The organism is Pragia fontium DSM 5563 = ATCC 49100 (assembly GCF_900112475.1).
GTDB classification, from domain to species: domain Bacteria; phylum Pseudomonadota; class Gammaproteobacteria; order Enterobacterales; family Enterobacteriaceae; genus Pragia; species Pragia fontium.
In genome coordinates, this window is the sequence record NZ_FOLW01000001.1 from 533865 (window position 1) to 557516 (window position 23652).

The window sequence follows — 23652 nt, forward strand, 5'->3', positions numbered from 1 at the left end:
CTGCATCAGCAGACTGATGAGAAATAAACCTGAATTTCTTGCTAGTCACGCTGTCCAGACGGTAAATGTTCACGCTCTCTTCCGGCGTCAGCGTATTCTTGATGAGGGTATCCATCGTCAAACTTTGACTATGTGTATCCACAGCCACTGTCTGGCACAGTGCATTTAAAGAGAAGTTGGCCTCGTCAGACTCCCCCTCTACCAACACATAGTAATCTTCTGTTCTTGATGATAGAAAGACGTAGGATTCAAGCAGGGATGGAATACTATCCACATGATTTCCCGTTGAATCTATCAGGCTGAGGTTACCGGATGCATTGGTATTCAGCCCCCGATAGATAAAGAGCTCTCCTGCGCGTAAACCCAACTTAAACAGACTGGTTTCTCTGGAAGCCGCGTTAATCGAGAATGGCATCTTCAGCGGTAATGCCGAAGCCAATGCAACATCAACAAGTTTGAAGCGATATTCCGCCGCTTCCCCTTCTCGGTTAGGTGCAACAATCAGTTGATAGTCGCCAGCCTCCAGATTAAGCAGCTCATTATCATCACCGTCATACAATGTCTTCGATACTATCTCGACGTCATTACACAATAACTGCCACGTTTGCCCATCGCCCCATTGTAAAAAGTCTAAGAGTAGTAATTGAGCCTGGGTTAACGTAAAGGTGTAACGCTGTTTTATCCCCGGCGCCACCGCGCCAGTCGCCGTATCGCCTGGATTAATGGCCGTTTCAATCTCTTGTAATGGAAAAATACTCAGTGATACCGATTCTGCTGCATAAGACTCATCATATAAAACAATCCAATGATCACCGGTAGAGAAGGGCACAAACTCTGACACATCACCACCGTACAACCATGTTATTTCTCCCCCAGCAGGGCTATAAACGATCCAGTAAGTCCCTTGCGAAGCCTGAGAGTAATAACGCTCACCGGCGTTGAGATAGATTCGGTACAAGACATGTTCCGCTGAAGCAATAATGTCACTTCCTACCGTCACTAGCGGTGCATATTCCCTATCTTCCAGACGGAAAGTCAGCGGCACATCACCATATCCACTGTCGTTAATGATATTTAAGGCATAATCCCCCACGGCTAGCTGATATAAACGTTCGCCTCTTGAGTTTGCCCAAAAAGCATTATTGCCAAATATCGTTGCGACGTTGATTAATTCCCAGTTGAGATAACTATCATCTAACGTATTTCCCGCAACCACTAAGTGTGTGGATTCCGTAAGGGTAAAGCGATATGCCTTTGTTCCTTCGTTCGGTATGGTGATGTTTTTCACCTCACCTAACGACAGTATTTCCCCTTCCGGCAGGATATTCCGCTGTTCATCCAGAGCCATTTGCAGTTGATAACTTAATGGTTGCGAGGTAACGGTTTTCTCCACTAGCAGGTAATATTGACCATTCTCGTCAATAGAGAGCTCACTCTGGCTCTCCTGGTCTTCCGTCGAACCATTCCAGACAGCCTCCTTCCTTTCGTTGAACAAACACCAGTTAAATGTTTCGCCACTAACAACCTGTGAGGTTAACGTCAGCACATCACCGATTTGTACCGCTAACATATGCAGCGCCGATCTGGTCTCTACCGACAGTTCTTGCGTTAATGGAATATCATACTGAAGGGTCGACTTTTGTAATTGAGAGAAGGTCGCCAGTTGGAAGTCTAATATTTCAGGTTCTGCTTCTCCGCTTCTGGAGAGTCCTCCGCGTGATATCAGTTCTAATCGATACTGTCCTGCCACCAGATTAAACCACTCGCCATGACCGCTAACTGTGCCGCCAACAGCAACATCCTCGTTTGAATTAACGATCAGCCAGTTGATATACCTCCGGCTTTGAAGCGCGCTAAAGATAAGTTCAGCGTTTTCCTCTAAGGTAAAGACATATTCTACCTGCTCATTGTCTTTTGGCATGGCAACTTGCATGCCCACTCCCAGCGTCAGGGATTTCGGCTGACGTTCTTCGCTATAAACAACATAATCCAGTGCCGAGCCGCGCTGTCCCTGTCCATAAATAACCAGCGTATAACGTCCGGGCTGAAAATCATTGATCTGATGAATGGTTGCTCCATCCCCATCTAACACGATTTCCCGTTGAGGGTTATAGAGCGCCCAGTACAATGTTTGTGGAATGGCCGTTTGTACGCCAATATTTAACCGTTGCCCTTTGGTTAGCGCCAGTGAATAAACCGCGACGTCATGCCCGTCGGCGAGCTGTCCCGACAGGTTTTCCTGAGTCAACGCACGTGCTTGCGCGGCATCCTGCACCTGAAGGCGTAATGGTGCGCCATCAGACCGTTCGCTCCTGACCATCAGTAGCCAATTTCCGGCTACCAAACGCTGATACTGATTGCCCTGCTGCCAGCTCTGCGCGGTGTGATCTCCAACACGCACAAGCCGCCAATAAACGCCGCTACTGGAATCGGGCATGCTGATAACCAAATCTTTATTGGTCGTCAACGAAATAGGATAGTGGTGATAGTCGGTTGCAGAGGTAATGGATAGGTTAAAAAGCTCATCGTCCTGAATAGGCGAATGCAAAATGGTGTTCGTCAACAGAGCAGTTAAGGTAAAGCTCAGATCGCTGTCACCGGTGTTCTCAATTCTGACCAGATAATCCCCTGACTTCTGAGGCGCATCAAGCTGGATCAGCCACGGCGTCATATTGCCGGAGGCAACAACATTTTCCCGCGAATCATACACGGTAATTTTCCCCGCGCCACCGGAGAACATAGATTGAAGCAGCCACACTTCACCGGCCTGAATGGGTAAACGCCCAACCCAAACTGGCTGAGATGCGCTAAGTTCATGGGTAACGGCCACATCTTGAGACAGCGCAGCAATACCAGACAAACTCAGACTGTAATCGCCTGGAATAACATTGTTGCTGCTATACCCTGCCTGAACTTGCAAACAATAACTGCCTGCGGTCAGTTTTAACGATACCTGTGAGCCTAATTTACCGTTTTTAAGTAACTCCCCCCAACTATTGCGCAACCGCCACTCAAAGTAGTGGGTTGCAGTGCCATCAATGAGCACATGCTGGTCGCTATCCAGCGTGAAATTCCAGAAATCAGATAGCACTCTGGCGTTCGAATATCCCTGCGCAGGTTGCTCCAGAAGCAGTGAATGATGTTGATCTTGGGCTATTAGCGTACGGCAATGCAATTCAACCGGCTCAACTGGCAGATTCGTGGCCTGCAACACTAAGTAGTAACGCCCCGGCTTTACCAGCAGCATACTGGCGCTTTCTTGGTTAGCGATCTCCTGCTTCCACTGTCCCTGATCGTCCAATAAATAGCCCGACAGCGCTATGTTTTCCGACAGGCTAATACGCTGATAAATAAAGAAGTCTGTTGATTTACCAACCAGATCTAAGGCGATGATGTGTATCGGCACCTGCGCAGAGAACGTAAGCTGATGTTCCCCTAACGCAGACAATGGGGCGCTAAAGACATCCCGCAGACGAAAGGCCACCGTATCCAAATCTCGCGATACTTGGGTGTATACCCGCATCGTATAGTTTCCGGCCACCAGTGTATTTAACCGCACCGATCCGCTAAACGATCCTGAGCCTCGGTTATAGCCATTGGCATCCTGTAGCGACCAGAATAAATTCCGATCGGTTACCAAATTCTCAAAGATTAACGCCTTACCAACATCCAGTTTAAACGTATAAATATTTTCTTGAACCGGTGAGGCTAATGCCCCCGTCACCTGCGTATCTAATTCAATGCTGGTGCGCTGAACATTTTGCTCCTTTAAAGTGAACCTTAAAGTTTGCGGCTCCTCATACATTCGATTAGGGCTCAATACTAACCAATACATCCCCGCGGCCAGCGTGATCGTACGGTTATACCCTGAATTAAGCGAAGAGTAGCCAACGCGATTACCCAGTTCGTTATAGAAAGCCCACTCTATATCCGCCCCGTGATTATCCGGTAGATCAAAAACCAACGTCGTCTTTTCCGTTAGCTTGACCAATTGATGAACAGCAGCCAAGGACTGAGCAGCAAAAACAACAGTAGTTTCTTCCAACAAGGCGAGTGTCGATAGCTGAGACTGTTCCAACAAACAAAAATGGAATTCCCCTGTCTGTTTATTGCTCGAAACAACGGTAAATTCATAGTTGCCCATTGGCAACGTGAAGAAACGCGTATCGGAGTAGAAATTGTTATTGCTGGCCTCCTGACCGCGTGGACCGGATAAACTCCAATAAAAATTACTATTGCCCCAAGTATTCACTGCCAGACGCGTTGCCGCCGTTAGCGTAAAACCGTATTTAACGGTCTCTACCCTATGATTAATACGCCCACTCAGAGGCTGATTCAGGACAACTGCTGCGGTGGTTTCCGTTTTGCGATGAAGCTGAAATTTAACGTTTGATAGCTCAGTGCGCGAAGTGGGAGATAATAACAGTAGATATTCACCGCTAGCCTTCAGAATAATATCGCTTTTACTGTTATAATCTTGACCGGAAGAAACGCTTAATCCGACCGGATCAAGCAGTATCCATTGACTGCCGTCGTAATAATTATTCATTCCCTCAAAAAAATAATTCTCGCCGACTTCACCATTAAACCGATACATTTTGGTTTCATCCGCCGTTAGCGTATCCACAATCGGCGAGCCTAAGGTGAGAACCTTAGCAACATCGCGGTTCATCAAGCGGAATTGATAAGAAGCCGGGGTATTTTTGGTATTACGCAATACTAAGGTGTAGGTGCCGGCAGGCAGTTGACCACCGAAAGTATAAGCATCGAGGGTATTGAGGCTGCGCCAGCCTGTCTGATTACCCAAAGGCCCACGCAGCGACCATCGCAGATTAACCGCATCATTTTTATCGGTATTCAGTGCATCAAATACCAGCGTTTCTGCCCGCTCAAGGGTAAAGGTATACACCGCCTCGATATGATTGGCAGCCAGCGTACCACTATAGGATTCATTAAACGTCAGCGCTTGTTCAACCGTCTGCTTACGCGCCAGACGGAATATCACTTCAGTAACGGCAGTGTCATTGCTATAACCATCAGACAGCAACGTATAGCGGCCATCAACGGTAAGAGGATAATTACGACTGCTGATACCGTCACCGGAACCTTCTGACACCTTACGTCCATAAGGATCGACTAGCAGCCAGTAAGAAGAGCCCTGTGAATGATCAAGCAACATAGTGTCACCGGCAGTGGCCGAAAAGCGATAACCTACCGCCGAATTCCCCGGTGAGCGGGTTAGAGACACCTGTTGATCCAACGTTAAATCTGGCAGCGCAGCAAGATCAATCAGGCGAAAAGCATAAGCGCCGTCGTGATAAAGTGAAGAGTGACTACTGCCTTTTACTGTTAATGCATAGTTGCCCGCAGGAAGCTGCATCAGCGCGCCATCGTAAGAATAGCCGTTTGCATAGCGATAGATATCACTGGTATGGCAATTACGCTGATTAACCTCTATGCCTCGCGGCCCTGATAGCGTCCAAACAGCGCTGCTATAATTCCAATAGTCATCTCGATTTTGATTATCCATTATCAGCTGCGTCTGACGATCTAACCTGAAACGATAGACTTTGGTATCAGCTACATGGGTAAACGAACCTGATAGCGCCTTATCGAAGGTAAAAGTCTCACCTTCAGGTAAGGCTGCTGGCGTTTCATGACCGGTGGCGTTCAGTTGAATCGTGAAGCTAATATCTGATTTATTGGTCGGCTTTCCTTCTATCAACAGATAATAGTGACCCACTACGGACAGCGACCACTCTGGGCGATTGGTCGCCAAATTATTCGCCCCGCATACATCTTGGCCAAAACGGTCAATCATGCGCCAAATGGCGCTACCACCGGCCACTTCAACGCTTTGGAAGCTCAGCTTATCGCCAGCGTTCGCATCCAACTGGTAAACCAGGCTGCCGCTGCCGGGGGACAATGTCCCCGTTAGCGGCGTATCAATGCTCATCTCAACGGCGGATGATGCCAAATCATACAGTCGGAAACCGTAGTCACCCGTTACGCTACCGTTACCTTTAACAATAAGTTGATAGTTCCCCGCCACCAAATTGATAACGCTAAACGCCCCATCGGCATCACTGCGGTCAAAACGCCGATTACTCACTTCCACGCCACGCGACCCCACCAGCGACCACAGCATATCGTTACTGGTTAGTGCATCAAACGCCAGACTACCGTCGGCAGCCAAAGAGAAGGCGTAAGATACGCCTTGACCTGCCAGCGTTACCGCGCCGCTGATCTCGGTGTTCAGCGTTAGCGTTTCCTGCTTTTCTGCCACTTGGTTAACAGAGAATTGATAACTGATGCTCTTGTCTATCGCATAATGATCTGCACCACCGACAACCAACCAATAGCGTCCAGCGGTCATTGTGGTAAATGGCGGCTTTGGCGTCATTAAATTACCACTGTCCTTTTGCCAGCCCTTCTCATCCAATAGCCACCAAGAAATTGACTGATCGGATACTTCGATACCGTGAACAAAAATCTTATCGTTTGCCTTAACGTCAAACTGATAGATCTGCATGCTGTTGGCTGGCTGCAATATTGCCTCGATCGAGCGATCGGTTTGCAGCATCGTTGCATCCTGCAAGCAGGGCAGGCAAAAAGCATACTCTCCTAACGTCGACATAGAGGTGTCGATAGATAAGCGATAGTCACCGGCAACCAGCCAAAGGCACCCCTTCCCCTTAGCATAACTCTTGGCATCAAAATTAGCAGTACGCGCCACCACCGTCCCTTCAGGGCCAGTTAGCATCCAATAAAAATTATCATCACACAGTCGGTCAAACAGAATGGCTCGCGGTTGCGATAGCGTAAAGGTGAAATGGGCGGTTTTACCCGGCTGATCAATGCTGGCAACCGCCTGCTCATTTAATGCCAATGGTTGGACAGAATCGGTCACGGAGAAAAGCGTAAAACGGTAGTCCGTAGGCCTATTCGCAGCAATTTCACCATCCAAAACCAATAAATATTCACCGGAACACTGCACACTAAAGCGCTCACGATCGCTATCGGTATTATATATCCCACCTTCCTGACGACCATAGGGATCGATCAAGACCCACCTAATTAAACTATACGGTATAACCCAACCAGAAAAATAGAAACTATCTCCCGCCTGTGCCTGAAAGCGATAAACAACCGATTGGTTCATTTGCTTCAGGTTTCCCTGCACTTGAGTACCCAACGTTATGTCTTCGGCACTGATGGTATCAATCAGACGTAACGTATAATCACCCACCGCATCATTGACACCATCAACGGTCAAAGTATATTGACCGGGTATCAGATCGAATACTGAGAACCCAGAGCCTGCATCGGTTGCATTAAACTTCTTGCTGGCGACCTGACCGTTTGGCCCGCTCAGCGTCCAAATCATATCGCTGCGATTGGTCAGGCTATCGAAGATTAACCGCCGAGGTTCTTCCACCGTAATCTGGTAGCGATCCACCTCTCCTGGGACAGAAATATTACCGTCAACCAACATCGGGGCTGAATTCAAACTCTCGAGCGTTAGTAACTGCAATTTATCGTGCTTAATGATGTTGGCATCCATTACACTTTTTTCTGATGAGTTATCTGTCATTGTCTAAATCCTTATATTCGCACAGGCGATAAATTGAAAAATTGGCGTTATCTACTACGATTATTAATAGCAGCTTATATTTATCCAGAGATGGGAGTTTTCATTGTTTTACATTCATGACAAACCGAATAAATATAATGACGAACCAACAATTATGATTGAGAGGGGTAGGACAAGATACTCGTATTGTTACTAGTTCAAATAAAACTGTGCGGTAGCCACCACTTATTATTAAATATTAAAAATCCGATCTAAACAATGAATTAAACCAACACATACGCCACCGATAGAAATATAAATCCAGCACCATATTAATTAGCGATACTTTACGCCAGTTATGCCCTAAGCTTATCTCTACTCCGATAGTTAAAAACTGATAACTCAAGCACAAAAAATAAAATATTATTTAATTTTCAAATACTAACAGATAATTACATGAATCATACATTTTATGAAAGAGCTTTACGCTTTTGCATTCCCACCTAATTAACCATTTCCTGATAATCTTACGTCACCCCTATCAATTAATATATTATCAGCGCGATTGAATTAAATTGCATGTAGTGATTATATTTTTATTTACTATAAAATCGGTAAAAACAAACAGCCGCCATATTAAATTTATTATGCTTACCCGATAATAAATATCTCCATTACCCTTATTTACTCTCAATTACTCTTTAAAAATAAGAATTGCTTGCCATATCTTATTTAAATCTCATTAATACTTATAAAATTTTACTTTCATTAATGAGGGATAATCCATAGATAATAATCAGCAGAATGAAATTCTGCTATTCGTTAAATCCCATTATTGTCTATGTATCAACAGTCAGAATAAGATAAGTAGTGAAACACAACAAACGCAGAAAGTAGAAGGCAGGTGATCAAGGCAGGCCATAAACGACAAAAGTCCGATTTTGACACAGAAGAAAGCGTATCAAAACCGGACGGTACTTTAACTTATGCCAAGCGTTGTTCCACTGAATCAGCCAATTGATTCAGTATTAAACAACATGATGTAGCACCAGCATCCAAAACGCCTCGGGAGCGCTCACCTAAACGGCTTGCCCGACCAATCTTGGCCACTAAATCAATGGTAGAATCACGACCGCTCTCCGCAGCGGCTTTCATTAAATTAAGCGATTCAACAAAAGATTTACGCTGCTGCTGAGCCTGACTATAGGCTTCAACCGCTGGAATCAGGGTATCCATCAAACACTTATCCCCCACTCCTGCCGTGCTGACATCCTGTAAACAAGATAAGCCATCTCTGAGCATTTGACCAAAAGCGTTAGCGTCGATCTGACTGCTATCCCGTACGCTATCGGCCATGCCCATAAAAATACTGCCGTAAAGGGGCCCCATTGAGCCACCGATGCCTTCCATCAGAGAATCGGATAGCACATCAAGCGCTTCTGCAACCGTCAGACTTTTACCCTTGATGCTTTCAGCACAAAGATTGAAACCTTTAGCCATGTTAATACCGTGGTCACCATCACCAATCGCACCGTCGATTTCACTCAGATACTCTCGGTTAGCCACAATGGTATTGACCAAATCTTCAACAATCGGCGTTCCGTCTTGAACACTTAATACTTTCATTATCCTTACTCCACCTGTGTTAAACCTAATGAGTGAGTCGGCACATCAATTAAAGTTTTCAGCTCATCATCCAGCTTCATCAACGTCAGGGTGACACCCATCATATCCAGAGAGGTGAAATAGTTACCAATATAGGGGCGATAAATCTTGATGCCCTGCGCTGCCAGTAGCTTAACTACCTCAGCATAATAGATATAAAGCTCCACCGTTGGTGTGGCGCCGAGCCCGGAAATCAGCACTGCCACTTCATCACCGTTAACAAAAGGGACATCGCCCACCACCAAATCCACCATGGTTTTGGCGATCTGACTGGCATTTTGCAGTGGCTCAACGCGAATTCCCGGTTCACCATGATGACCAATTCCCACTTCCATCATCCCGTCGGCAATATGAAAGTTAGGTTTACCCACCGCCGGAATAGTACAAGACGTTAGCCCCACCCCAACGGAACGGCAGTTATCAATGGCTTTCTGAGCAACGGTGATCACTCCGTCAAGGTCGTAATCTTTCGCTGCCGCTGCGGCACCCACTTTCCACATAAAGATTTCACCGGCAACACCGCGACGCTTCTCTCTCTCTGATGGAGGCGCAGAAGCAACGTCGTCGTTAGCCACGACCGTTCTGACATTAATTCCCGCCGCTTGCGCTTTTTTAGCCGCCATTTTGACGTTCATATTGTCTCCGGCGTAGTTACCATAAAGACAGGCAACGCCAGCACCACCGTCAGCGGCTCTGAAGGCTTCTAAAAATGCCCCGGCAGCAGGAGAGGAAAATATTTCACCAATCGCTACCGCATCCAGCATATTTTTACCGATATAACCTAAAAACGCCGGTTCATGGCCGGAGCCACCACCGGTGACCACGCCCACTTTTCCTTTACGGGGTGCGTCGGGGTGCTTTAACACCTTCTCATGTTCAGTCTTGGCAAAAAACTCAGGATAAGCGGCTAAATAGCCCTGAATCGCATCTTCAACTACGCGATCGGGATCGTTAATAATTCGGTTCATAACACACTCCAGAAAGATAACCATAAATCAAAAATTAACTGCTTAATTAACAAAATATTATCGATTTAATCATTATTGGATGGTATATCCGCCATCAATCACCAGATTAGCCCCAGTGATCATATCGGCAGCATCACTGGCTAAAAACAATGCACAGGCAGCAATCTCCGGCGGATAAGCAAAACGACGAGCCGGAATAAGCTGTTTCATCTCTTCAGCGACCTGACCTGACCAAGCTTTACGCCCTAATTCGGTTAATACCACGGTCGGCGAAATGGCATTAATTTGTACACCTTTTGGCCCCCACTCTAGCGCCAGCACTTTGGTCATGCCGATAACGCCAGCTTTACTGGTGCAATAGGCTAAATGGTTAGGTAACGCCACCACGCCAGCCTGTGAAGCCAAATTAACGATCTTACCGTGCCCCTGCTGGATAAAGTGCTGACCGGCACATTGGCTGGTAAGAAATACGCCTTTTAAATTAACCGCAATGGTTTTATCCCAATCTTGTTCCGTGGTGTCTTCCGCCGGATCCAACGCAACAATACCGGCGCTGTTAACCAGAATATCTAATTGACCAAAGGCCTTAATGGCCTTATCCACGCCCTGCTTAACCGACTCGGCATTGCTGACATCACAATAAAACCCTGCCGCGTGACGGCTATCCAGTTTCCCGGCAACGGCAGCAACATCGTCGGCGCGATCGAGCAACACCACTTTGGCACCTTTGGCGATAAACAGCTCTGCAATCGCATGACCAATACCGGCGGCGCCACCGGTGATAGCAGCGACCTTTCCTTTTAAGGAGAAATCGGTATTGAATCCGTTAAACTCATTGTTCATGTTTTAAGCTCCTTAACCACAAATCCTCAGATGTACATTTATTGGTAGGATATAAGCCTGACTCGCTTGCATTCCATCCAGCTAATTACGCTCTATAGCCAGTTCCTCACTGTATTCCTCAGGCAAGGTAACAAATTTCATTAAAATAGCGGCCACAATATAAAGTCCGGAGAAGATCCAAATCACCCCTTCAATGCCGACTGGCGTAATAAAAATGGTGACGATCAATGGCCCAACAAAAGCACAGAGCCCAGCCCCAAGATTTAGTACCGACATCGCCGCGCCTTTATCGTTCGGTGCCAGAGTCGGCATAATGGCCGATAGAGGAACGAAACCAGCGAAACAGGCACCCAAACCACCGGCGGCCAGCATGGTATAAACGTAACCTTCGACCCCGAAGTGGGTTGGAATGTAATACATCAGCAGAACGAATATGGCACTTCCCACGCAGCCAAACCACATCACGGTATTAGTCCAGCCGCACCGATCGCTAATAACGCCGGAAAGTAAGTTAAAAATGATATTCACCGTCCACATAAAGGCATATATGGACAACCATTGGTCGCGGGTAAAGCCAATAACATCTTGCAAATAGGTAGGAAGAAACACAATCAGGCCAAAAGCGAACGATAGGTTAATGGTACGAACAATACCGCCCAGTCCAATCTTGTAGTTTTCAAAGGCGATAGAAACCCCTTTAAACAAATAGGCGAAGGTTTTAGGCGGTTCATCAGATGGGGCATGGGTCACTTTGGTATCTTTACTTAACATCAGGCCAATCACTGCGCCGACGATAACAAAGATGATGCCACTCCATAAAGTCAGCATTTCACCCAGCAGCGGCAGTGCAATACTGGCGTAATAAACACCGATAACGCTCAACCCACCGGTAAATACGAACCAAAAAATACCAACCGCTGAACCTAACTTGGCTTTCGGCGCCTCATAAGCAATCCACACTAAAAATCCGTAGGAGAATAGTGGATAACCCAATCCGCGTAATGCATAGGTTGGTACCATAATCGCCAAATTATTGCTCGGTAACCCGATAGATAAAAACAGGACCGAACCAATCAGGAAGATAACCACGCCAGCAGCCATGACTCTCTTGGCGGTAAACATTTCGGCCAGTACACCGGAAAGCCAAGCGGCAATAGCGACGGCAAAACCATAAACGCTGAACATGATGCCGGACTCTTCTACCGTCAGGCCACGACGAATAATGAAGTCTGACAACCAGCTCTGTTCCAGGCCTTCGCCAGCCATAAATATCAATACTCCGATATAACCTAATAAAATTTTCTTAGGCAGCCCGATCCTTTTTACCAAACTGTTTAACATGGTTGCATCACCTATAGTTATAAAATAACTTATTGATTAATATGTTTTTATCTCTAATTTATCGGAATTATTAATCAAGGTTATTTATCAGCATCTACCCTGTTTAATCTAAGTAAGGCAGATTTTCCCAACAGAAAACCCGCCCGCCTTATGATTCAGGTTCCTGATTACTTCATATTTGGATCGAGAACGACTTTGAGTGAACCAATACCTTTTTCTACCAGTTCAAAGCCTTCGGCATATCTTTCCAGCGGTAAAATATGGGTCACTACACCCTCAGTCGGTAAATCACCGTTGGCGATACCTTCAATCACCAATGGATAGCAATAAGGGCCAAGGTGGGAACCGAGAACATCAAGCTCTTTACGGTCACTAATAATGCTCCAGTCGACGGTGACCGGATCCTTAAACACCGAGAACTCAACAAATGTACCCAATTTACGCAGCAGGGTTAGTCCCTGATCTACCGCTTTCTGTGCACCCGTTGCTTCAATGTAAATATCGCAGCCATATCCATCGGTCATTTCCTTGATAATGGAAATCACATCTTCCTTCGCCGGGTTCATCACCAGATCGGCACCAAACTTCTTGGCTAGAGCCAGACGTTCGTCGGACAGATCTAAAACAATCAGCTTGCCAGGTCCGGATTTCTTAATAGCGCCGATCATTCCCAGCCCTAACGTACCTGCACCGGCCAATACCACCACATCACCTAACTTGATATTCGCTCGCTGCACCGCGTGGAAAGAGCAGGCATAAGGCTCGATAAGAATGGCTTTTTCTAGCGGAAGATCGTCAGGAACGTGATAGTTAATGGCTTCTTTGGTAAATTTCAGATACTCGGCCATTGCACCGTTAACGTTGCTTTGGAAGCCATAAAGATCGTGCTTTTCACACATCCAATACTGACCACGCTTACAAAAACGGCATTCCCAACAAGGAACGATCTGCTCGGAAGTCACACGATCGCCTAATTTAAATCCTTCAACCTCGGCACCTAAGCCCACGACGTGGCCGATAAACTCATGCCCGGGAATCATCGGTGCTTTGATGTAAGAAGGCTGCTTATCATCGCCCCAAAAACTCGGAGCACCACCAAACGCTTTGGTATCCCCGGCACAAATTCCACACCCTTCAACTTTGACCAAAATCTCTTTGGAGCTAATGGTTGGTACCGGCACGGTCTCAAACCGATAGTCACCCGGCCCATAAGCAACAACGGCACGCATGACTTCTGGGATACCTGCCGCCATTTGAACGTCATTAGAACATTCGTTACACATTCAGAACTCCTTTAACAGCTATTTTTGTTAGATATTTCAATCACAATGAACGCACAATGAACATAAGATATTTATTTGAACTATTGAACAATATGGCGATTAAACGTCATTTGGCTATCTAAAAATGCTTATAATGTGAGAGGGATCATAAATAAAACCTAAATAAAATGATCGTTTAGCTGAAAAAAACACCAAAAAATAGGTTTAGTTAAAATAACCAGCGCATTTTTTGAACATAAGTTCATTTAAAAAACATATGAAAAATAGATAAAAGATAGACAAACGATAAGCGTATGAACTTTTGTTTATGGCGCAGGTATTTTGCGTTTGTGATTTTGAGGGTTTAGGGTTTAGGGTTTAGGGTTTAGGGTTTAGGGTTTAGGGTTTAGGGTTTAGGGTTTAGGGTTTAGGGTTTAGGGTTTAGAGGTAGGTTTTAGGGTGAGATGACATAAAAATACTTAAGTGAACGGCGTTATCACATAGACACTCTATACATCGTTAATAAAAAAGGCTTGCTGACCTTAACCTGCATCAGAAAGCCTTTTAATATTGATATTGTTTTACCCTAAATGAAGCCAGTCATTCGCTGACTATCATCTATGATTTTATCTATCAGCAGTGATTACAGAATTTCCTGTTGGGTAACAATCACCCAATTATCACCGGCATCCACCTCTTGACCTGCCGATTTTTGTTGCTTCATCATTTCTTGTTGCAGACTTTCCAATTTGGTTAATGTTTCTGGTTTTCTATTTATCCATAAACGCTTACCTGATTTTTTAATATCGACGCTATTGAGCAGCATGTAAGTATCCGAATAAAGGGTATCCCCACCCACCAGAATAGGCTTTCTCCACTGATCGATATACGCCAAAATACTACCGGCTTTACCTTCGAACCAAGTCATTGGATTAACAATATAAGGTGTAATTTCCAGATCTCTATTTTTTAGTGGGTCGTAATTGCCCAATTTTATTTGCTTTCTGGCAGTGGTTAATTCGCCAGTTTGGCTATTTTTTAATAAGGTATTAACACCAATAACGTTTTGCGGTTTGACGTTATAACCATATTTTTTATCACTGGCGACCATACGCACTAACTCTTCATGTGCCGCACTCATAATATAAACGTCGATACCGTTTTCCTGGAGCTTATGAAATAACTCCTGCATGCCACGCATCGGTTTTGGCGGCTCAACTTCAGAGGTAACGATTTTATTGTCCTTGATATATTTTACCGGAATCTTGCCTTCCAGCGCCATCAGGTCACTTACCTGCTGATTTAACTCACTGAGTTTAAATCCTGAAAATACCTGTGCAGCCCAAGGATAACAAATGAGATCGTCCAGCTCACACAGGCGATGATAATAGCTATATAAGCTTTCCGGCTCGCCTAAATTATCAATAAAGGGAATCAGTTTTAGTGAAGGATCGATATTTTCTCTTTTTAAGATGCCTTTATTTTCCATATAGGGAATAAGCGATTCTTCCAGATCGTTTTTATAGGTAGTGTTATCCATATCAAAAACGGCGAATTCTCCCTTATGGGCATTTTTAGCAATGAGCTGATTAAGCTCTTCGGCCTGTTTTTTCGGCCAATGGGTCAGTTCAGTTGCATAAGATGATAAATAACATAAGCTCATACTTAGACCAGTAATAATACTAATGACTTTATTTCTACTCAACATTGCTCATCCCTTTTAAAAAGATATAAGAGAGTTGATTATAAATATTAATCCACACAAAAAATGGGGGTAAGTCCCATTTCTTTAAACCTATTTAATATTGTTAGAAAGTGTTCTCATTATTTATTTTCTGATAATTTCCTATAAACTCACTTTATAAATAATTCTATTCCACAAAATAGATTAAATAGGCTAAAAACTAATTAGAGATTATTTATTAATTTCAAACATCATTAACATATCAGATATCAGAGGCACTAAACCGCTTCAGCCTGCGCTTTTTCCCTCTGCGGCCATACCAGATATCCAGCAACCAGCAACCCTACCGCTGCAATATACAACGCTGGATCTAAACGATGCGTTAACGCGGTTGATAGTGCCGATAGCATCGGGCCAACTAACTGACCAACCGCATATCCTGTAGTCAGTAATCCCGCCATATAGCGGGCATAGTTTGGTGCCAATTCTCGCCCATACTGTAGCGAAAGTTGTACCACACACAAAAATCCACCGCCCACCAAAATTGCCCCCATCACCAGCCCACTAATTCCCGGTATCAGTTCTGCACACAGCACGCCTAACGCCTGTAACCAAAGGGCAATGGCTAAACGTACCGGTGTCGGTGTACTAAAATAGTGACGAGTCATGATGCCAATAATGATGCCGACAACGGATGCGGCACCAAACACTGGCCAGACAAACTGCGCAAACAGGCTATCAGGAAAACGTTGTGCCGCCATTTGTGATAAAAACGTCGCCGGAAGAATATAGCCAAATCCGGCCAAACTGTAGCTAATCACCAGCCGTTTAAGCGGGCGCGTCATGACTAATGCCGGTTGAGCTGGCGCATCGCCACGGTGTAGCTCTCCTTTACGAGGAAAATTTACCGCTACGCAGGCCACCAGAATTAACGCCACGCTCCCATAGCCAAACCAAGCCATTTGAGCATTCCAGCCTAGAGAGTGAAACATCACGGCCAACATACCACTCAGAAAAATACCGACGCCGGGACCGGCAAAAACCGCCGCCGCTAAATTTGGCTTTCCTAAGGTTATCAGGCGCTCATTTGTCCAGGCGGCGACCATCACCAGCCCCCAGCCACTGGCCCATCCAATCGCAAAGCGAATCAGGCTATGCCAGTAAATACCGCTAACGACCGCAGAAAGTAACGTTAATAGCACTGCACCTAAAATACCGCCCCATAAACGATACTCCACATGGCGGCTGGCACGCATGGCATCATAAGAACCACATAGATAGCCCAGATAGTTAAATGCGGCAACAATACCGGCACCGGTTAGCGAAAACTGCCCTTCTGCCAGCATCAACGGTACCTGAGGCGTAAAAGCAAATCGCCCAATCCCCATCGCCACAACCAAGGCAATAAACCCGCTAAATGCGATTCGTAACGCCATTTTCCGCTCCAAACACTTTTTTACTTAATAATAACCGCTATCTTGATGCAGAAATAAGGTGATGAACAGTGAAAAGTAAATATTAAGTTAAGCTCAATAAGAAAATAAGGGGCTGGTTCTAATCCTGCGACCTCTACCGTTTGCACAGGCATAAAAAAGCCCGCTATTTGCGGGCTATTCTATATTGTTACTCAATTAATTCGCTGTGCGCTGAATTCTTTTTGAATAGATAATCTTGCCGTCACCCAAGACTTTGGTTTCAAAATTTCTTGATTGAAAGCTGTCATCCTGCAAGCTGGCTGACTGTAAATCTTCCGATTTAGAGGCTGAGCTCAGGAAAGGATTACCGGAACGCTTTTTAGACGTCGTCTTCGCTACGCGGGTACCTGCATCGCTGTCTGTAAACTTAAAGTTATTAACCAGCATCAAATCAAGAGAAAGTGGATTAACCGCTCTGTCGTTAACCCGCAGCTCATAATGCAAATGTGCTCCAGTGCTGCGACCGGTATTGCCCGATAGTGCAATCTTCTGGCCCTGCTTCACTTTCTGCCCTTGCTTAACCAGAAGTTTACTCAAATGCATATATTGAGTGGAATACTTATTACCGTGGCGGATAACAATATAGTTACCGGCTGAACGACTGAATTTAGCAATAACCACTTCACCTGCACCTGTAGACACCACAGTCGAGCCAATGGGCATTGAGAAATCAATTCCTTCATGAGGGGAACGTTTACGAGTAACTGGATTAACACGATTAGGATTAAACTGGGAAGTCACTTTAAAAGGCTGAGCCGTCGGATAACGGAATAGAGAAATGTTATCTGCACCTTTATTGATACTCTTCTTCTTAACCGGAGAACTTTGCTGCGACGCATAAGAACTACCAGCAACCAGTAATAAAGAACAACAAACAAGATTAACTAAGTGTTTCTTCATAAATTTTTTTATTGGATTAACAACGGACTGCATTATGTCCTATCCCCGCTAAAATTCTCCATTAGCGTACTACCTCATAATAAGCGATATTAAAGTCAGGCCGTATTGTGCCTGATAAGTCGCTTAAAGTTCGTATATATTTGTAAATGTCACCGATATTGCAATAAAAATGGACGAGAATCTTAAAAAACACAGAAAAAAATTATTTAAAATCAATAAATAAAAAATAATTAAAAAATCCATAAAAAAAACTTATGACATAGAAGGATTATTTCAACCCAGTTAGTATAACCTGATATAAAATCTACATTACTTAGTCATTTAATTAATAAAGTTAACTTTTATCATCCAAACTTATCAAGATATCTAAAATAAACAATCATGTAGCAACACCTGATTACCTAACCTTTTGATAAGTAATATATAGATTGGCAACCATCAATTTGAATACTGTTTTTAATATTCGTGGGGCTCAAGCAAAATCCGCTGTTGTAGCCCCGTTAATATCTAAAGATAGCCTTATTGTCGTTCCAGGCTGGGATAATAGATATGCACCTTTTCACCATCAATGTCCAGATCGCCCCATTCTTTCTGCCTGACGTTAATCTCACCGGCGCGTAACGCCTGAGCAAATCGTTCATTGGTCACATGTGAAGGTGGAAAATAGGTATAACCAATGTTATGCCATTCATCGGCTATCAGGGTAAAAACATAACAAGATATGTCTAATATTCCCGGTAAATGACACAGCAAATACTCCTCATCACCATCTGTATTTAAATCCAGCGAAGCCACGACACAGGATTCCTCTTCTCGTAAACAGATGTGGATATCCATTTGTGAATTACGTAAAACAGCATGCCACCAGCTCTCATCGGGGATCGAGGTACCATTCGCCAATGAAACATTTTGTTGTATTTGTTGAATCGTTACCTCAGGAACGGCCTCTGGTGAGCCATGAATCTCGTTGGCCGCCTCCCAACGATGCGTTTTTGACATCACATTTTCCAAACGTAGTTTGAATTGACTATTGTGATGATAATCAGGGGCATTTTGCAGCCTACGAAGCGCATCTTCCCCCCTACGCCCATTATCGAAACGTAGCATAACTAAATCGAGATCGTCTGCCGCAATAACACCGTGCGTATAACGCGCCATTTGCCCATTAACGCTAATCCGATAGGGATCGAGCAGTGGTGTATTAACCAAAATCAATAGGGCTAATCCCGCTAATAATAGTGACTTATTGATAGCGCCTAACGGTTTTAACCAGCTTTTATGACTACGAATGACGGCAAAGGCATAGCAACAAGCCGCAGCAGTTGCCATTAATACAATCAGTCCCCCCCACACGCGAAAAGGCGTCCACCCATACTGAACAATGCGCAGCCAAACGGAATAGATAGCTAACAAGGCGTAAGCCGGTAAGACCAATAGCGAACCGTTAACGATCATACGTAACGGTGTTGGATAAGGCTTTTCCTTTAAACCACTCTGGTATACGACGCTGACGGATAGCGTCAGTAAAAATACCACCGTAGTCAACAATCCCGCCGCAGACCAAGCGCCGGATAAGGTATTCAGACCAATAAACGGTAGCGTAATAATAAAGAGAAGTGCGACGCCGGAGAGCAGCGGCAAAAAGCCTTTTACAATTGCGGAGAGAACATTACGCGCCAATTTGGTGAGTTGAATTTGCATCCGGCAGGTCAGAATACCTATCCCAATAATAAAGCCATTCACCGTATGCATAACGAAATCGTTGCGAAAAAATAGATCCTGAAAAAAATAGATATCAACTAAACCAAAAAGCTCGGCCCCGAGCCGCAGAATCCCCCAAAATACCCCCATCATGGTTAAGGTAAAAATTAACGTTAGGGTATTCCCCCAGAAATAATCGTAAATACAGGAATAGCCGCCGATCCACTGTTTATTTTTAATTCGCGTTTGGAGCCACGGCATAGCCAAGTACAGTATTAATCCCAAACAGAAATAATAAGATCCAGCAATTCTGTCTTTTTGGCTATAGCTAACCAACCCAGCCATATTCCAATGAAACCAAGTGGCAAGGCCTAATGCAACAATGGAACAAATGGCTAAGTTTCGCCAGAGTAAACTATCCGTTATTCGAACGATGGAAAAAGCCAGTATGGTAGGTAAAACAAATGATAACGTTTGGCCATAGATGACGACCGCTGGATGGATAACTAGCCAACTGTCACTTTGTTCGCCACGAAACAGATAAATGAGTATTCCCTGCAGCAGACAAACCAACACAATCGCCCAGCGGCTTAATTTCGGTAAGAGCGTATCTATCACCATATATTATCTCCCTGATTATTTAGAGGAATACCGAATAAAGCCTATTGAGGTCTTCCTTACTCCCTTGTGAATAACTGTGATAATTACCCTTAGAATCTCGAGTATCTTAACCGTTTTTATTTTAATAACGTACTGTACTTACAGGTAATACCTTTATATTAAAAAGTTTGGATAAAAAATAAACTTAACTACCGCTAAAAATAAAAGCCTATCGTGGCAAGTTAGGATTTGCGCTAATAGAAGCCAGAGGTGAAATCCTCAAGGTGCGTCAATCTTATCACCAAGAACCGTGGGTTAAGATTCAGAATAATTATCCTGAATAAATCGTGCTGTTTATCAATATTATGACTAAAATACACGCGATTAACGATTTGATTTAGCATAGATATAGGATAGCAATGAGCCTGCTCAGCAAACTTTTTGGTAACAAAAATAAGTCAGCCCCTCATCAAATTATTCAGGCTGAAGGCGATAGCCACTGTCTGAATAAACAGCAACTGATTGAACGCTATGGCGGCATCGCTCTGGAAAAACAGGGGAACTTTGACGAGCTGGTACAGAATTTCTCATGGGAAGCGGATTTGGATAAAGGCCGCATCAGCTTCGCCGGGAAAATGTCTTTTCCGCTACAGGTGTTAGGTACACTTTCCTATTCATCCACCACCTGGCTCTGGGCATGGGCTAACAGTCGTTCAGAGATCCCCCCTGCGTTGTTACAACAAGCGCTAATCTTAAAACAGTATGGAGAAGATGGCAGTATTGACCTACTGTCTAACGGTGAATATGCAGCCGATGACCGAGATTTACACATTATCGGTCTGATTGCATCAGGGATGTTCAATGCCAGTGGTTATTACCTTGCCGACTACGAGCGCGGTATGATGTGCGTGACGGTTAAATCAGACGATATAGACAGCACATGGCAAGACAGCCACCACGCCATTTTAACCACCTTTCCTCAGCTTATTTCGCTCTATGAAATCAACCATAAAAATGCGCTAAGCAGCTACCTGAAGCTTAAGGGCTATCAAGTTGTTGATAATGGCAATCAGCTTATCGGCTCGCGCAATGAAGCCGTGATTAACGCCGAGTTTGATGAGCAGTTTAGGTTGACGAGTTTGAAGGGATAATGAGGGCTATAGGGTAATACTTGTCAGTTAAGCTTAATAACAGTGAAAATTTCGTCCACTATTAGTATAGAGAATAATTTAACGTTGGAGCACGTGGGCGTGCTCCCTCTCTCAGTTGTCGGCTGAATTCCAGCGCTCAATAAATAAACGCCTCACATTTTCTTAACTGAACAACATTAGGGTTATATGGCGCTAACTTTCCCCCTTGTTAGTGACACACCGTTTAGGAAAAATATAAGGATTAGATATGATTTATATAAATTATTAAGAAATAAATTGGTTATTTCCCCATGAATACCATAAATAAAATAAATCACTAAAATCATATGATTAATTTAAATTTACACAGGGAATCACAATCTTAAACTTTCTTTATATATAAAACAAACTACATATAACTTTTCTTTACATCCATTTATTGCTTATTTTTTCTGCTCAATGTTTAAACTAAGCAAGGATGTTTATGGCGAACAAGCGAGTAGCGGTGGTTGGCGACAGAACAACTACCGGCGGCGTTATTATTACCGGCGCTGATTCATTTTTTGGTGATGGAAAACCCGTCGCTCGCCAAGGCGACTACGCCACCTGCCCCAAATGCAACAAAGTGGGTACCATTATTCAGGGGCTGAATACCTTTAATATTCATGGGAGAGGAGCTGCGCTAGACGGGTATCTTATCGCCTGTGGTTGCCCTACCGGGACTCACCGGATTATTGCCTGCCATAGTATGATATTTGCTGATGATACCCCACAACCAGCACCGTCTGTTAGGGCTTCATCGGTAGCAAGTGGCACCTCAACCCCAGCATCACTCAGTCAGGACATCGCCCCCCAATCTTCTCAAGCTATACGCTCTAATACGCCTGCCGTTGTCGAGCCGGTGTTTGCCAAATCCTGCCTACGCGAAAGTGGATGCACTGATGCCGGTACCAGCGCAGAACCCGTTGATAATTTCGGCCAAATGGCATTTTATCAAGCGACTGCTTTAGCCGTTTCCGCAGGCACTCGCTCTGTCACTCCAGAAGCCGGGGCGATTGCCGTTCGTTATCTCGGCGGTGCCTCCTCTCGCTTATTCGCTGGTCGTCTGTTTACCGCCCCCAACCCGGTTACGGTAGGATTGATTGGTATCTTTTATTCATCGGGTCTGAACAGCGGTGAGCAAGATTATCTCGACCAGAAAAAGCTGGAGAGTCTGGCGGCTCAGGGAGGAAGTGCACCGACACGTGTACGTTTTCAATGGGTAAAAGACAGCGCAACCGGCAAGATGACGGTAAAAGGCTATCATACCGATTCCGGTGAAGTCCCGGTCAAAATGATGAGGTTCAACGCCTCTAGCGGATTCTATGAGTTTTGGGAAGCAGGTGCGCAAGGCCCTACCATCTTATGGACGCCGGATAATCCGGGCTTTATTGCACCGGAGAATACCGGCAATGACGATGTTTTTCGTCCGCCTCCAACAATTACCGTATTACCAGAGCCGACAGCCACTGGCGGCTATACTGAACCCTTGCCGATACCGGAAGAAAAGAACTTTAGGGACTATATTCTAGTCCATCCCACCGGTGCCTTTCAGCCTGTTTATATTTACCTTAGTAAACCGCCGGTGAAGTTACTGGAAGTAGAACTGTATGGTGATTTTGAGGGGCGGTCACGTGGTGGTGAATATGAGGCCGATCATATGCCGTCATCGGCCGCAGTTAAGGCATACTTAAGAAGATTAAACCCTTCAATGAATCCAACCGAAATTAATAAAAAGACCAAACAAGTCGCCTCAATGATTGTTCCAAAAGATGTTCACCGTAAAATTAGTGAGACCTACGGAGGTCGAAATTCACAAACACAGATTGACTATGACTCAAGAGAATTAAAGTCTGCACTAGATCGGAATTTCGAGGCAGTTAAAAAGGTGCTGAAAGACAATTACGGTGTTACCGAGACTGAACTTGAGCAAGCTCGTGAAAAAATGCACAGAATTAACAGAGAACAAGGGTGGTACTGATTATGACAGTGAATGTAGAAGCGCTTATCCAGAGCTTGGGGAAAACTTATCAAGAAATAATGGATAACGAGTTAATTCCGTATATAACTAAACCAACAGGTTCATCGGGTGATCCCTTCCTTAATCTGGATATGGCAAAGGAAGGTATTTTTCTGACTTTTAATCGAAATGACCGAGTTCTTGTGGATATAACACTAACTATACTTAAAGAAAAAAATGAAAAATACTGTTTTCCGAATGAATTACCCCCACCACTAATTCCTGAAATGAATCGAACATGGGTCCATAACCTACTAGGAAAACCTGAAAAGGTTGAACCTCCTAAAGTCTTCCTGAAAGATCATTATGGCTGGGTAGAACTATATCGCTACGAGAATCCAACGATTCCAACCAGTATGCAAATTTCTTATGACCTTCAAGAACGAGCTAAGTACATTTCTTTCTTACCAACGTCAAAAGTTCGCTGGTAGCATTTGGCAACCGAGCTCCA

12 protein-coding genes and 1 pseudogene (1 of these 13 cut by a window edge) are annotated in these 23652 nt (G+C 44.5%); 3 read left to right on the plus strand and 10 right to left on the minus strand.

Translation table 11 applies throughout. The features are described from left to right. From BMZ28_RS02145 to BMZ28_RS02190, 10 genes and pseudogenes are all read right to left on the minus strand, one after another. A protein-coding gene (locus BMZ28_RS02145; RefSeq protein ID WP_074820370.1) for a CARDB domain-containing protein crosses the window boundary here: on the minus strand, nucleotides 1-7594 show its 5' portion. It extends 26189 nt beyond the left edge of the window; only the first 7594 of its 33783 coding nucleotides appear in the window; the start codon lies at nucleotides 7592-7594; its stop codon lies off the left edge, out of view. Nucleotides 7595-8557: 963 nt separating this feature from the next. Further along, on the minus strand, nucleotides 8558-9199 hold the full coding sequence (dhaL, locus tag BMZ28_RS02150) for a dihydroxyacetone kinase subunit DhaL (RefSeq protein WP_047779907.1): 642 nt from the start codon (nucleotides 9197-9199) through the stop codon (nucleotides 8558-8560). Between the two features lie 5 nt (nucleotides 9200-9204). After that, on the minus strand, nucleotides 9205-10206 hold the full coding sequence (locus tag BMZ28_RS02155) for a dihydroxyacetone kinase subunit DhaK (protein WP_047779906.1): 1002 nt from the start codon (nucleotides 10204-10206) through the stop codon (nucleotides 9205-9207). Nucleotides 10207-10278: 72 nt separating this feature from the next. Further along, nucleotides 10279-11049 carry an SDR family oxidoreductase gene (locus tag BMZ28_RS02160; protein WP_074820372.1) on the minus strand — a complete coding sequence of 257 codons (771 nt, stop codon included), beginning with the start codon at nucleotides 11047-11049 and terminating at the stop codon, nucleotides 10279-10281. An 81-nt stretch (nucleotides 11050-11130) separates the two neighbouring features. Then, nucleotides 11131-12390, minus strand: a complete 1260-nt coding sequence (locus BMZ28_RS02165; protein ID WP_047779904.1) for an MFS transporter — start codon at nucleotides 12388-12390, stop codon at nucleotides 11131-11133. A gap of 167 nt (nucleotides 12391-12557) precedes the next feature. Beyond that, a complete protein-coding gene (locus BMZ28_RS02170; protein WP_074820374.1) occupies nucleotides 12558-13673 on the minus strand; it encodes an MDR/zinc-dependent alcohol dehydrogenase-like family protein in 1116 nt (371 codons plus the stop codon). A 622-nt stretch (nucleotides 13674-14295) separates the two neighbouring features. Further along, entirely contained in the window at nucleotides 14296-15360 is a 1065-nt protein-coding gene (locus tag BMZ28_RS02175) for an HAD family hydrolase (RefSeq protein ID WP_047779902.1), read from the minus strand. A gap of 254 nt (nucleotides 15361-15614) precedes the next feature. Beyond that, nucleotides 15615-16772, minus strand: coding sequence for a YbfB/YjiJ family MFS transporter (locus BMZ28_RS02180; protein WP_074820376.1), 1158 nt, complete (start codon nucleotides 16770-16772; stop codon nucleotides 15615-15617). A 426-nt stretch (nucleotides 16773-17198) separates the two neighbouring features. Further along, nucleotides 17199-17579 (minus strand): annotated as a pseudogene (locus BMZ28_RS17595) (peptidoglycan DD-metalloendopeptidase family protein); the annotation flags it as partial. A 651-nt stretch (nucleotides 17580-18230) separates the two neighbouring features. Beyond that, nucleotides 18231-20033, minus strand: coding sequence for a DUF4153 domain-containing protein (locus BMZ28_RS02190; RefSeq protein WP_074820380.1), 1803 nt, complete (start codon nucleotides 20031-20033; stop codon nucleotides 18231-18233). A gap of 398 nt (nucleotides 20034-20431) precedes the next feature. On the opposite strand from BMZ28_RS02190, the gene BMZ28_RS02195 reads away from it, so the two are divergent. The 3 genes from BMZ28_RS02195 (at nucleotide 20432) to BMZ28_RS02205 (ending at nucleotide 23632) form a co-directional block, all read left to right on the plus strand. Next, entirely contained in the window at nucleotides 20432-21163 is a 732-nt protein-coding gene (locus BMZ28_RS02195) for a DUF6882 domain-containing protein (protein ID WP_074820382.1), read from the plus strand. Nucleotides 21164-21626: 463 nt separating this feature from the next. Beyond that, on the plus strand, nucleotides 21627-23162 hold the full coding sequence (locus BMZ28_RS02200) for an S-type pyocin domain-containing protein (protein WP_074820383.1): 1536 nt from the start codon (nucleotides 21627-21629) through the stop codon (nucleotides 23160-23162). A gap of 2 nt (nucleotides 23163-23164) precedes the next feature. Then, nucleotides 23165-23632: a DUF6392 family protein gene (locus tag BMZ28_RS02205; protein ID WP_047779897.1), complete on the plus strand. Its 468-nt coding sequence runs from the start codon at nucleotides 23165-23167 to the stop codon at nucleotides 23630-23632. The last annotated feature ends 20 nt before the right edge of the window (nucleotides 23633-23652 follow it).